This is a genomic window from Streptomyces sp., from assembly GCF_031178505.1.
GTDB classification, from domain to species: Bacteria; Actinomycetota; Actinomycetes; order Streptomycetales; family Streptomycetaceae; genus Streptomyces; species Streptomyces gulbargensis.
In genome coordinates this window covers 1-12,306 of the sequence record NZ_JAPSIW010000126.1, presented here as the reverse complement: position 1 = coordinate 12,306, position 12,306 = coordinate 1, and the positions used below count along the sequence as shown (strand labels likewise).

At 73.1% G+C, this 12,306-nt stretch carries 14 protein-coding genes; 8 read left to right on the top strand and 6 right to left on the bottom strand.

Features of this window, described 5'->3' with window-relative positions:
• Positions 1-203: 203 nt before the first annotated feature.
• Complete coding sequence (locus RIF68_RS11915; RefSeq protein WP_309051166.1) at positions 204-1,010, bottom strand: SGNH/GDSL hydrolase family protein; 807 nt, start codon at positions 1,008-1,010, stop codon at positions 204-206.
• Between the two features lie 653 nt (positions 1,011-1,663).
• Between RIF68_RS11915 and RIF68_RS11910 the strand changes: the two genes are divergently transcribed.
• The 4 genes from RIF68_RS11910 to RIF68_RS11895 are packed head-to-tail and all read left to right on the top strand — an operon-like array spanning position 1,664 to position 5,538.
• The gene (locus RIF68_RS11910; protein ID WP_309051165.1) at positions 1,664-2,491 is read left to right on the top strand and encodes a glycosyltransferase family 2 protein; all 828 of its coding nucleotides are present in this window, start codon (positions 1,664-1,666) and stop codon (positions 2,489-2,491) included.
• Positions 2,488-3,552: a glycosyltransferase family 2 protein gene (locus RIF68_RS11905; RefSeq protein WP_309051164.1), complete on the top strand. Its 1,065-nt coding sequence runs from the start codon at positions 2,488-2,490 to the stop codon at positions 3,550-3,552. The genes RIF68_RS11910 and RIF68_RS11905 overlap by 4 nt, the downstream gene beginning before the upstream one ends.
• 50 nt (positions 3,553-3,602) lie before the next feature.
• Positions 3,603-4,367 (top strand): polysaccharide deacetylase family protein, encoded by a 765-nt coding sequence (locus tag RIF68_RS11900; protein ID WP_309051167.1) that lies wholly within the window; start codon positions 3,603-3,605, stop codon positions 4,365-4,367.
• Positions 4,368-4,419: 52 nt separating this feature from the next.
• A complete protein-coding gene (locus RIF68_RS11895) occupies positions 4,420-5,538 on the top strand; it encodes a DUF5925 domain-containing protein (RefSeq protein WP_309051163.1) in 1,119 nt (372 codons plus the stop codon).
• 19 nt (positions 5,539-5,557) lie between these two features.
• On the opposite strand, the gene RIF68_RS11890 is transcribed toward RIF68_RS11895, so the two are convergent.
• Positions 5,558-5,935, bottom strand: a complete 378-nt coding sequence (locus RIF68_RS11890; protein WP_309051162.1) for a GntR family transcriptional regulator — start codon at positions 5,933-5,935, stop codon at positions 5,558-5,560.
• Positions 5,936-6,009: 74 nt separating this feature from the next.
• Here RIF68_RS11890 and RIF68_RS11885 point away from each other — a divergent pair, with 74 nt between their 5' ends.
• Positions 6,010-6,933, top strand: coding sequence for a GNAT family N-acetyltransferase (locus RIF68_RS11885; RefSeq protein WP_309051161.1), 924 nt, complete (start codon positions 6,010-6,012; stop codon positions 6,931-6,933).
• The gene (locus RIF68_RS11880; protein ID WP_309051160.1) at positions 6,914-7,393 is read left to right on the top strand and encodes a DUF402 domain-containing protein; all 480 of its coding nucleotides are present in this window, start codon (positions 6,914-6,916) and stop codon (positions 7,391-7,393) included. Before RIF68_RS11885 ends, RIF68_RS11880 begins: the two co-directional genes overlap by 20 nt.
• Positions 7,394-7,400: 7 nt before the next feature.
• Here RIF68_RS11880 and RIF68_RS11875 read toward each other — a convergent pair whose 3' ends face one another.
• The 4 genes from RIF68_RS11875 to RIF68_RS11860 form a co-directional block, all read right to left on the bottom strand.
• Entirely contained in the window at positions 7,401-7,829 is a 429-nt protein-coding gene (locus RIF68_RS11875) for a DUF6299 family protein (RefSeq protein ID WP_309051159.1), read from the bottom strand.
• Positions 7,830-7,977: 148 nt separating this feature from the next.
• The gene (locus tag RIF68_RS11870) at positions 7,978-9,474 is read right to left on the bottom strand and encodes a tripartite tricarboxylate transporter permease (protein ID WP_309051158.1); all 1,497 of its coding nucleotides are present in this window, start codon (positions 9,472-9,474) and stop codon (positions 7,978-7,980) included.
• A 3-nt stretch (positions 9,475-9,477) separates the two neighbouring features.
• Positions 9,478-9,984, bottom strand: a complete 507-nt coding sequence (locus RIF68_RS11865) for a tripartite tricarboxylate transporter TctB family protein (protein WP_309051157.1) — start codon at positions 9,982-9,984, stop codon at positions 9,478-9,480.
• Positions 9,981-10,964 (bottom strand): tripartite tricarboxylate transporter substrate binding protein, encoded by a 984-nt coding sequence (locus RIF68_RS11860; protein WP_309051156.1) that lies wholly within the window; start codon positions 10,962-10,964, stop codon positions 9,981-9,983. The genes RIF68_RS11865 and RIF68_RS11860 overlap by 4 nt, the downstream gene beginning before the upstream one ends.
• 125 nt (positions 10,965-11,089) lie before the next feature.
• Here RIF68_RS11860 and RIF68_RS11855 point away from each other — a divergent pair, with 125 nt between their 5' ends.
• Together RIF68_RS11855 and RIF68_RS11850 are read left to right on the top strand one after the other, a co-directional pair.
• Positions 11,090-11,758, top strand: coding sequence for a response regulator (locus tag RIF68_RS11855; protein ID WP_309051155.1), 669 nt, complete (start codon positions 11,090-11,092; stop codon positions 11,756-11,758).
• A gap of 153 nt (positions 11,759-11,911) precedes the next feature.
• A partial coding sequence (locus RIF68_RS11850) for a lytic polysaccharide monooxygenase (RefSeq protein WP_309051154.1) occupies positions 11,912-12,306 on the top strand: 395 nt, incomplete at its 3' end.

Genomic DNA, 12,306 nt, shown 5'->3' with positions numbered 1-12,306 from the left:
CCGCGGCGGGGTGCGGCCCTGCTCGCCGGGCTGCTGGGCGCGCTCCTGCTCGTGGCGGCGCTGGTGTTTCACTTCGCCAGGTAGGGGAATCGGGCGCCGGTCCCGGGAGACGCGGCGCCACGGTCAGGGGAGCGGAGGTCGGGGGCGGGGGTCGGCGGAGTCGGGGGTGGGGGACGGAGTGCGGCGGCCGGGCTCCGGACCGGTCAGAGCACGTTCCGGAAGCTGGGCAGGTAACCGCCGGACTGCCCGGCGGCGGTCGGGTGGTACGACTCCCCGATGTTGAGCCAGTTGACGCTGTGCAGCCAGGGGGAACCGGAGCAGATCTCGTGGCCGGTGAAGGCCGGGACGACGCTCGCGAAGGTGTAGCCGTGGTCGGCGGCGCGCTTGGCGGTGGCCGCGTTGAGGTGGTCGGCGGCACCGTTGATGGCCTTGCGCTCGTTCTCGCTGAGGCCGGCGACGCAGCTGCCGCTCAGCTGGTAGAAGCGCGGGTAGCCGAGGACGACGACGCGGGCGGCCGGGGCCTTGGAGCGGATGGCCGAGTAGACGGAGTCGAGCTTGCCGGGCAGCGTGGTGTCGACGTAACTCTTGGCCTGATTCACTCGGTTGATACAGGTGGATTCGGACTGCAGCACACAGGTGGTCATGACGTCCGCGAACCCGGCGTCATTTCCCCCGATGGTGATCGAGACGAGGTCGGTGGCGGAGGAGAGCGGGCCGAGCTGGTTGGCGGTGACATCGCCCGTCCGGGCACCCGAGCAGGCGGTGAAGGCGAAGGTCGACGGGGCGTTGGCGTTGGCCCACAGCCGCGGGTAGGCCTTGGTGGAGCGCTTGCAGTCGCCGCTGGCGCTGTCGTAGCTGCCGGCCCCGACGCCGGAGGAGTACGAGTCCCCCAGCGCCACGTAGTCGAGGGCGGCGGTCTCGGCCGCTTGCGCCGCACCCGCCCCGGTGAGGGCGAGGACGGCACCGAGCAGGAGCGAGGACGAGAAGGCCGCGAATCGGGACAGTTTCATGGAACCTCCCTGGAGCAGGATCTCTGCGCTACCAGGTAGTAGCATCGGATCCGGCCGTCCGGAAGTGTTCATGTCAAAACTTCCGGGCCGTCCGGCCGATCTCCCGTCACCGAACGTCGAGTTCGAGCCACTCCACCGCACGACCCCACCGGGAAGCGGAACTTCCGGTCCCAGGACAGGGACGCGCGCGATCACGGGACGATCGCACAACAAAGCACAGAGGCATGATCGTGCCCCACTTCCCGTACACCACAAACGGATTGAGCGAATCCGATCGGGACGGTTACACATCTGACCGCTGAAGCTTCGCCAATCTACGGAAAAGCAGGTCACCGATCCGATACTTGCCCTACAGTCCCCTTCATCAATACCGTCGTACATCTCACCCGCACCGGTCCGTCCAGTACAGCAGCTCAGGGGAGGGCTCCAGCGTCGCGACGATCCCGGGGCGGGGCGCGGTAGGGGGGTGCCGTGCTCGGTGTCCGAACGTGCGCCGAGTCGCGGATGCCGCGCGGCCAGCCATGCCAACTTGCCGATCCCGCACGGATCTCAGCGCCGTGCGGGCGGGGTGAGAACCCCCCTTTCGAACCGGACACACCATCGGGACCGCCCCAGGGGTGGGCGGCCCACCGGACGAGAGGGAAACCAGACCCATGAGCTCGTTCCTGCGCCCGGCCGCGGGCCAAGAATTCACCGAGCCGAGTCGAATAGCCGCCCGGTACCGGGCCATCACCTCGCATTTGGCGATCACTCCCCCGGTGAGTGTCGTCATCCCGGCAATGAACGAGGCGGAAAATCTTCCGTACGTCTTCCGGACGCTTCCGGAATGGATTCATGAAGTCGTCCTGGTCGACGGAAATTCCACCGACGACACGGTCGACGTGGCCCGCGCGCTGCGACCGGACGTCAAGGTCGTCAAACAGGTCGGCAAGGGCAAGGGCGACGCACTGATCAGCGGCTTCGCCGCCTGCACCGGCGACATCATCGTCATGGTCGACGCGGACGGCTCCGCCGACGGTCAGGAGATCGTCTCCTACGTCTCCGCCCTCGTCGGCGGCGCCGACTTCGCCAAGGGCTCCCGCTTCGCCAACGGCGGCGGCACGGACGACATGACGCTCATCCGGAGACTGGGCAACTGGGCCCTGTGCACCCTCGTCAACCGCAAGTTCGGCGCGCGGTACACCGACCTCTGCTACGGCTACAACGCCTTCTGGCGCCACTGCCTCGACAAGATCACCCTCGACTGCACCGGTTTCGAGATCGAGACCCTCATCAACATCCGGGTGGTCAAGGCCGGCCTCAGGGTGCAGGAAGTGCCCAGCCACGAGTACCTGCGCATCCACGGCGTCAGCAACCTCAACGCGGTCCGCGACGGCATCCGGGTCCTCAAGGTGATCCTCAAGGAGAAGGCCGTGAGCCGGTCGGCCCGCCGACGGCCGGCCGCCTTCTCCGTCAACGTCCCCCGGGGAGAGGTGTCTTGAGCGACCGCACGGCTCCGCTCCGCTTCTCCGTGGTGATCTGTGTCTACACGGAGGAGCGGTGGCGGGACATCCTCGCCGCCGTCGACTCCGTACGGAAGCAGTCCCTGGCCCCGCTGGAGACCCTGCTCGTCGTCGACCACAACGCGCGGCTGCTGGCCCGGCTGGCCGAGCAGTACGCGGACGAGCTGCTGACCGGGGAGGTGCGGGTGCTCGCCAACGCGGGCCCCCGCGGCCTCTCCTCCGGCCGCAACACCGGCATCGCCGCCGCCCGCGGGGAGTTCGTCGCCTTCCTCGACGACGACGCCGTCGCCGAACGGGACTGGCTCCACCACTTCGCCGCCGCCTACGACGACCCCCGGGTCATGGCCGTCGGCGGCCGGACCCTGCCCGCCTGGGCCTCCGGCCGCCGACCGGTCTGGTTCCCCGAGGAGTTCGACTGGGTGGTCGGCTGCACGTACCGGGGGCTGCCGCCCGGCCGCGTCCGGGTCCGCAACGTCCTCGGCGGCAACGCCTCCTTCCGCCGCAGCGCCTTCGCGGCGGCGGGCGGCTTCGCCACCGGCATCGGGCGCGACGGCGACCGGCGGCCCCTCGGCTGCGAGGAGACGGAACTCTGCATCCGGCTCGCCGAGGCCCTGCCCGAGGCCGTGCTCCTCATCGACGACCGGGCCGTCATCCACCACACGGTGCCCCCGGTCCGCGAGCGCTTCGGCTACTTCCGCACCCGGACCTACGCCGAGGGCCTGTCCAAGGCGCTCGTCGCCCGGAGCGTCGGCGCGCAGAAGGGCCTGGAGTCCGAACGGCGCTACACCACCCGGGTGCTCCCCGCCGGAGTGGTACGGGGCCTCAAGGACGCGCTGCGCGGCCGGGCCGGCGGGGCGGGGCGGGCCGGCGCGATCCTCACCGGCGTGACCCTCGCGGCAGGCGGCTACGCCCTCGGCACCCTCCGCGCCCGCCGTGGCGGCCCCCGCTTCTCCTGGGGGCCGATCGCCGACCTCACGCCCGCCGGAAGCCCGGCCGTACCGGGCCCCGGATCGGCCGAGGGCGCGGAGGCCGTCGCGTGAGCGGGAACACCCCGGGCGCTCCGGGCACGGCCGGGCCCGTACCGATCCTGATGTACCACGCCGTCGCCGACGACCCCGCGCCCGCCGCCCGGGGGCTCTCGGTCTCCCCGGCGGCCTTCGCCGCGCAGATGGAGGTGGTGGCCGAGCGCGGGTTCACCCCGGTGACCACCGCCGCGCTCGCCGCGGCCTGGCGCTCCGGCGGACCGCTGCCCGCCCGCCCGCTCCTCATCACCTTCGACGACGGGTACGAGGGCGTGCACCGCCACGCGCTGCCCGTGCTCGCCCGGCACGCCTTCGCCAGTACGGTCTTCGTCTCCACCGGCTGGCTGCGCGGCCGGTGGCAGGAGGGGGGCGCGCTCGACACCATGCTCGACTGGGCGCAGGTGCGGGAGCTGGCCGGCGCGGGCACGGAGATCGGCGGGCACAGCCACACCCACCCCCAGCTCGACCAGCTCGACGCCGGCCGGCTCCGCTTCGAGGCGCTGCGCTGCCGCGAGATCGTCGCCGAGGAGCTGGGGACCGCCCCGGTCTCCTTCGCCTACCCCTACGGGTACTCCAGCCGACGGGTGCGCACGGCGGTGCGGGAGGCCGGGTTCGCCCAGGCGCTGGCCGTCGGCAACGCGCCGGCCCGCCGCCGCCAGGGACCGTACGCCCTCGAACGGCTGACCGTGCGCCGCTCCACCGGGATCGGGGAGTTCACCCGGCTCGTCGAGCAACGGGCCCTCGGGCGGAACTTCGCGGCCGACCGGGCCCTGACGAAGGGGTACGCGCTGGTGCGGCGGGCCCGGGGTGCGGTACGGGGGCACTGGATCTGACACCCGCGTACCGGCCCAAAATCCGGTGCGCGCGCCGCGGGGGTGGCGGATCATGGGCGCCATGCCTGACACCCCACCGGTTCCGTCCGGTCCGCGGCGGCCGCTGCCCCTCGTCATCAACCTCGACGACAGCGACTCGCCGTCGGACGTCATCGACGCGCTGTTCGTCGACCGGTTCGCGACCGGGGAACAGCCGCACGCGCACAGCACGACCCTGGACCGCGCGAAGCCGGAGGCCACTCTGCTCCCGGCCGGTGCGCGGGTGCTGAGGAGGTCGAAGGACGACGACCGCAGCTCCGTCCTGGCCGAGGGCGAGGGCTGGACGCTGCTCGCCTCCCGCTGGAACCACCGCGCCGACGTGACCGTCACGGCCACCGACGCGGAGCTGGCCGAGCGCATCCTGAAGGAGGCGACGGACGGGGCGAAGGACGAGCCGGAACCGGAGCCGGGGAACGTGACGATGGGCTTCTGGCACGTGGCCCCGCAGCGCGGGCCGCGCCGGACCACCCGGCAGATCGGCGCGGAGACGTGGGAGGAGATCCGGTCCAACTACTCGGCGCCGGTGGCCGCCTCCATGGACCGGCTGATGGGGACCCGGCCCGAGGACGTCACGGGCCGGCTCCTGCTGCTGCACGGTCCGCCCGGCACGGGCAAGACCTCGGCGCTGCGGACGCTCGCCCGGTCCTGGCGCGACTGGTGCCAGGTGGACTGCGTCCTCGACCCCGAGCGGCTCTTCACCGACGTCGGCTATCTGATGAACATCGCCATCGGGGAGGACGAGGGCACGGAGAACGGCCGCTGGCGGCTGCTGCTTCTGGAGGACTGCGACGAGCTCATCCGGGGCGGGGCGAAGCACGAGGCCGGGCAGGCCCTGTCGCGGCTGCTCAACCTGACGGACGGTCTGCTCGGGCAGGGCCGCAACGTCCTCGTCGGCGTCACCACCAACGAGGACCTGGAGCGGCTCCACCCGGCCGTGGTCCGCCCGGGCCGCTGCCTGGCCCGGATCGAGGTGGGCCCGCTGACCCGGGCGGAGGCGGTGTCCTGGCTGGGCAGGGAGGAGGACGTGCCGCACGACGGCGCGACGCTCGCGGAGCTGTACGCGCTGCGGCGGGGTACCCCGGCCCCCGGCCTCCCGCAGCCCCGTGAGGCCGCCCCCGGCCTCTACCTGTAGGAGCGGGGCCGGGGGCCGGTCAGACGGTGTCGTAGGCGGCGCGCAGCGCCTCGCGCACGGCCGCCTCCGCGTCCTCGCGGCTGAGGCCCAGGCGGTGGGCCTCCTCGGCGTACTGGGCGGCGGCGGTGGCGGCCCGCCGGCTGGCCGCGTCGCCGGCCGCCGCGACGAAGGTGCCGTGCCGGCCCCGCGTCTCGATCACCCCGTCCGCCTCGAGTGCCTTGTACGCCTTGGCGACCGTGTTCGCGGCGAGCCCCAGCTGCTCCGCGAGGCCCCGTACCGTCGGCAGCTTGTAACCGACCGGCAGTCTGCCCGACCTGGCCCGCTCCGAGATCTGGGCACGCAACTGTTCGTAGGGAGCGGTGGTGGACTGGTGGTCCACGGCGAATGTCAGTGTCACCCCGCCGATTCTGCCCCCACCACACCCGAAAATGGGAGGCGGTGACAGGCCGCTCCCCCGTAGCGTGCGGGGCCATGACTGTGATCGTCCGTGACGTACGCCCCGAGGACGCCGAGGGTTTCGCCCGGGCCCGCCGGGCCGCGCTGCCGTATCTGCTGGCCACCGCCGAGCAGACCGCCTACGACTGGGCGCACGCCCACCCCGACAGCCACGCCCGTCCGCTGGTCGCCGTCGCGGAGGACGGCGAGGTCATCGGCACGGCCGAGGTGGGCCTCGCCCACGAGGCGCCCGAGCCGGGCATCGGTGAGCTCAACGTGTACGTCCATCCGGCCCACCGGGGGCGCGGCGCCGGGGCGCTGCTGGTGCGCGCCGCCGAGGAGCACCTGGCCGAGCGCGGTGCGACGACCCTCTACAGCTGGGTCCTGGACGAACCGGCGGGCCGTGGCTTCGCCGAGCGCCGCGGGTACGCGCCGAGCCGTTCGGCGCACTTGCTGCGGCTCGACCTGGCCGCGGCCGAACTGCCGCCGCTCGGGGAGCCGCCGGCCGGGGTGGAGATCCGTGCGGCGGAGGACTTCGCGGACGACCCGCGGCCGCTGTTCGCGCTGGACGCGGTGACGACGGCCGACGAGCCGGGTGACGTGGGGGCCGAACTGGACGACTACGCGCACTGGCTGGAGACGACCTGGAACCATCCGCTGCTCGACCGGACGCTGACGACGGTCGCCGTGGTGGACGGGGTGCCGGCGGCGTTCAGCGCGGCCCGGACGGACGGCCTGGGGCGGTACGGCTCCGCGATGACCGGTACGGCTCCGGAGTTCCGGGGGCGCGGGCTGGCGAAGCTGGCCAAGAACGTGTCGCTGCACCGGGCGCGGGCGGCGGGCCACGTGGAGGCGTTCACGGGGAACGACGCCCGCAACGGGCCGATGCTGGCGATCAACAGGTGGTTCGGGTACGAGGTGCGCGCGACGGAGGTGCGGTATGTCCGGGCGGTCGGTTGAGATCACCCTGAGGAAGGCGGGACGGACGAAGATCCGCTACCCGGCGGAGGTGCTGGCGGAGCGGGAGGCCCGGCTGTCGGTGCGGGCGCCGTGGGCGGCCGAGGGAGTGCGGGACTTCGGCTTCGTGCGGTTCGAGCCGGGCGACGTCTTCGTGGAGCACTACTGGCGCGACCGCTGGTACACGGTCAAGGAGGTGTGGTCGGCGGACGGGGCGCTCAAGGGCTGGTACTGCGACATCACCCGCCCGGTCGAGATCGGCGGGGCCGGGGTGGTGGTGGAGGATCTCGATCTCGACCTGTGGGTGTCGGCGGACGGCAGTGAGGTGTTGCGGCTCGACGAGGACGAGTTCGCGGCGAGTGGTCTGACCGCCTCCGACCCGGAGGCGGCCGAGCGTGCCGTGGTCGCCCTCGACGAGCTGGCGCGGCTGGGCCGGGACGGACTGGTGGAGCTGCTGCGCTGACGCCGGCCTACCGGGCGGGCACGGTCCGGCGGAGGGTGACGTCCGCGTCCTGCACGGCGAGGAAGCCGGGTTGCGGAAGGCCCGTGTCGGAGGTGCCGAGCTGGAGGAGGGCGGCCCGTACGAGGGCGGTGCCCGGCCGGAAGACGGGTTCCTTCAGGGTGGCGGTGTTGATCCAGGTGTGGAGGTGCCCGTCGCAGACCGCGCGGGTGCCGCCGATGCTCGTGGAGCGGCCGTCCTGGTCGAGGGTGGAGCTGACGAAGACGGGTCCCTCGCTGTCGTCCAGGCAGCGGTAGGTGCCGGAGAGGGTGACGGCGGTGCCGGGGCCCAGGGTTCCCTGGGTGTCGACGGAGAGGCCGTTGGCCCCCTCGGCGTGGGCGAGGGGGGCTCCGGCGGCGGCCAGGAGGGCGGCGACGGCGGGGGCGAGTCGGACGCGCATGGTCGGTTCCCTTCGGTGTGGGGGGAGGGTGCTGCCCGCCAGGCATACCGGATTCGGCCATCGATTGACCGATTCTCACCCCTTCGGGGGCGCGTTGGCGGACCGCCACGCCCCCGTCGTACGGCCCGCCTCCCTCCCCCGGGTCACGTCACTCCCCGGTGGCCCTTCGCCCTGTGGCCGCCCCGCGCAGCAGGGGCCACGCGAGCAGCAGCGCCACGACGGCGTACACGGTGACCGAGAACGGGGTGTTCACCAGGCCGGTCACGGAGCCGTCGCTGATCTGGAGGGCGCGGCGGAGCTGCTGTTCCGCGGCCGGGCCGAGGATGACGCCGATGACGGCGGGCAGCACCGGCAGCCCGTACCGCCGCATGCCGAACCCCAGCAGGCCGATGACGAGCAGCACCACCAGGTCGAGCGCCTCGCCGCCCACCGCGTACGCCCCGACGGCGGCGAAGAAGAGGATGCCGGCGTAGAGGTACGGGCGCGGGATGCGCAGCAGCCGGGCCCAGACCGGCGCGAGCGGCAGGTTGAGCGCGAGCAGCAGCACCATGCCGACGAACAGCGAGGCGATCAGGCCCCAGACCAGCTCGGGCTCCCGCTCGAAGAGGAGCGGTCCGGGCTGGATGCCGTACTGCTGGAAGGCGGCCAGCATGACGGCGGCGACGGCGGTCGTCGGCAGACCGAGGGTCAGCATGGAGACGAGGGTTCCGGCCGCCGAGGCGGACGCGGCCGACTCGGGACCCGCCACGCCTTCGATGGCCCCCTTCCCGAACTCCTCCTTGTGCTTCGACAGCCGCTTCTCCATGACGTACGACAGGAAGGTGGGGATCTCGGCGCCGCCGGCCGGGATCGCGCCGAACGGGAAGCCGATGAGCGGGCCGCGCAGCCAGGGCTTCCAGGTGCGCCGTACGTCGTCCCGGCCGAGCCAGGGGCGGCCGGCGGGCAGGGCCTCACCGGTCGTGCGGCGGAGGTGGGCGGCGACCCACAGGGCCTCGCCGATGGCGAAGAGGCCCACCGCGACGATGACGACGTCGATGCCGTCGGCGAGCTGGAGCGAACCGAAGGTGAGCCGCTGCTGCCCGGTCATCTGGTCGAGGCCGACCAGGCCGAGGGTGAGGCCGATGAGGAGGGAGGCGAGGCCGCGGATCCGGGAGGAGCCGAGGACCGAGGTCACCGCGATGAAGGCGAGGACCATCAGGGCCAGGTAGTCGGGCGCGCCGATGTCGACGGCGAGCGCGGCGACGGCCGGGGCGAGGGCGACGAGCAGCACCGTGCCGATCATGCCGCCGGCGAAGTGGCCGACGGCCGCCGCGGCCAGGGCCTGCGCACCGCGCCCGGCCTTGGCCATCGGGTTGCCCTCGATGGCGGCGACGACGGCCGCGCTCTCCCCCGGGGTGTTGAGGAGGATGGAGGTGGTGGAGCCGCCGAACATGGCGCCGTAGTAGATGCCGGCGAACATGATGAACGCGCCGGTCGGTTCGAGTCCGTAGGTGACGGGCAGCAGCAGGGCCACGGCCATGGCGGGGCCGATGCCGGGCAGGACGCCGACGGCGGTGCCGAGGAGCACGCCGAGGGCGGCCCACAGCAGGTTCACCGGGGTGAGCGCGGTGCCGAAGCCGTCGATCAGGGAGGTCAGGGAATCCATGGGTCAGAGCACTCCCATCAGCGGGCCGCCCGGGAGCGGCACTCCGAGCAGCCGGTCGAAGACGGCGTAGGTGAGGAGCGAGAGGACGGCGGCGATCAGCGGGTCGCGGTGGAGGTTCCGGCTGCCGAGGACGAAGGCCGCGCCCCAGAAGAGGAGCGCCCCGGCGACCGGGAAGCCGAGCGGGCCGATGAGGACGGCGAAGGCGAGGAACGCCCCGGCGAGGAGGAGGACCGTGCGCCGGTCTGCGGGTTCGGTGAGGTCGACGTCCTCGCCGCCCTCGGCCTCGCCGCGGCCGCCGCGCAGGACGTCGGCGGTGAGGAGGACGGCGACGAGGAGGAGACCGGAGCCGACCACGAGGGGGACGGTGGCGGGGCCGACGGGCCCCCGGCCGGTGAGGTCGGCGTCGAGGGTGAGGGCGTCCGTGAGGACGAGGACGCCGAGGAGGAAGAGGAGGACGCCGACGCCGAGTTCGGAGCGTCCGCGCAGCCGTTCCTTGAGCGGGGTGGTCACAGGCCGAGCTCCTTCAGGACCGTGTCGACGCGGGCGTTCTGCTCGGTGAGGAAGGCACCGAACTGCTCGCCGGGCAGGAAGGCGTCGTTCCAGCCGTGGGTCTCCAGCGACCGCTTCCACTGCGGGGAGGCGTGGAGCGCGGTGACGAGGCCGACGAGCTTGTCGCGTTCGGCGTCGGTGAGGCCGGGCGGGGCGACGACGCCGCGCCAGTTGGTGAACTCGGTGTCCAGGCCGGCCTCGCGGAGCGTGGGCGCGTCGAGTCCGGGGACCCGCCGGGGCCCGGTGACGGCGAGGAGCCGCAGTTCGCCCGCCTTGATCTGGTCGAGGTACTCGCCGACGCCGGAGACGCCGAAGGCGACCTTGTTGCCGAGGATGGAGGCGAGGAGTTCGCCGCCGCCGTCGAAGGGGACGTAGTTGACCTCCTTCGGGGGGATGCCGGCGGCCTGGGCCATGAGCATCGGGGCGAGGTGGTCGGGTCCGCCGGGCGAGGAGCCGCCGCCGACGGGCAGCTTGCCGGGGTCCTTCCGCCAGGCGGCGAGGAGGTCCTGGAGGGTCCGGTACGGGGAGTTCTTGCCGACCACGACGATGTCCTGCTCCTCGGTGAGCCGGGCGATCGGGGTGGTGTCGGCGAGGGTGCGGGGCGTCTTGTTGGTGTGGACGGCTCCGACGACGCCGAGGCCCATGGACATGGCGAGGCGGCCGTTGCCGCGTTCGCCGACGAGCCGGGTGAGGCCGACGGTGCCGCCCGCGCCGGGCAGGTTGAAGACCTCGACGTCGCCGGTGAGCCCGGCCTCCTCCGCGTCCTTGGCGGCGGTGCGGGCGGTGATGTCGTATCCGCCGCCGGGCGTGTTGGGGACCATCAGGCGCAGGCCGGGGATCTGGGTGCCGGTGTCGGAGCCGCTGCCGGGGGTGAGCAGCGGCGGCCCCACGAGCACCAGCAGTGCCGCTCCCAGGAGGGCGAGGGGGGTGCGTGGACGCAAGGGTGCCGCCTCTCGGTAGGTGGTGGTGAAGTGGCCCACATGTTGCCCGCGCGTTAAGAAGCTGTCTCTCTTCCGCAATCAACGGACGTTGTGGTCGTTGTGGTCGCGTCCTAGCGTGGGTCGGCGTGACGAACGTGCTGGTGGTGGACGACGACTTCATGGTCGCCAAGCTGCACTGCCGCTATGTGTCGGCGGTGGCGGGCTTCTCGGTGGCGGGGGTCGCGCACAGCGGCGCGGAGGCGCTGCGGGAGGCCGAGCGGCTGCGTCCCGATCTGGTGCTGCTCGACGTGTTCCTGCCGGACATGGACGGGGTCCGGGTGCTGCGGGAGCTGCGCGCCGCCGGGCTCGGGGTGGACGCCCTCTTCATCACGGCGGCGCGGGACGTGGGCACGATCCGGTCGGCGCTGCGGGCCGGGGCCCTGCACTACCTGATCAAGCCGTTCAGCCAGGCGGCGCTGCACGAGCAGCTGCGGCACGTGGCCTCGGTGCGCAGCCGGCTCGACGACCGGGACGAGGTGCGGCAGGAGGACGTGGACCGGATCTTCGGGGCCCGGCCGCGCGGGTCGCGCGAGCTGCCGAAGGGGCTGGCGGCGCACACGGCGGAGCTGGTGGACGGCATCCTGCGGGCGCACCCGGAGGGGTTGTCCGCGACGGAGTGCGCGGTGGCGGGCTCGCTGTCCCGGGTGAGCGCGCGCCGGTATCTGGAGTACTTCGCGGAGACGGGCCGGGTGGAGGTCTCGCTGCGGTACGGGGGGACGGGCCGCCCCGAGCGGCGGTACCGGCGGCTGGTCTGAGGCGTTCACGGCGCCTTTCCGATGCGGCTCTTACCCCCGCCTCAACGCGGCCCTAAGAATCGCCCGAGCCCTTCCTTCACCGGCTCTTCGGCGGCCGGCGGCGGCTAGCTTTCCGGTGTCCCCCACCCCTCCCGCCGAAGGAGCTGTCCCCGCATGTCCCCTCGCCGTACCGCCGCGTCCGCCGTCACCGTCACCGCCGCCCTCGCCCTGGCGGGGCTCACCGCCGTACCGGCCGCCGCGCACGGGTCGATGACGGACCCGGTGAGCCGGGTCTCGGCCTGTTACGCGGAGGGGCCCGAGTCCCCGGACTCGGCGGCGTGCCGGGCGGCCGTGGCGGCGAGCGGCGCGCAGGCCTTCTACGACTGGAACGCGGTGAACGTCGCGAACGCGGCCGGGCAGCACCGGCGGCTGATCCCGGACGGCGAGCTGTGCAGCGCGGGCAACGACAAGTACCGGGGCCTCGACCTGGCGCGCGCGGACTGGCCGGCGAGCCGCCTCGCCTCCGGCCCGCACACCTTCCGTTACAAGGGGACCGCCCCGCACCGGGG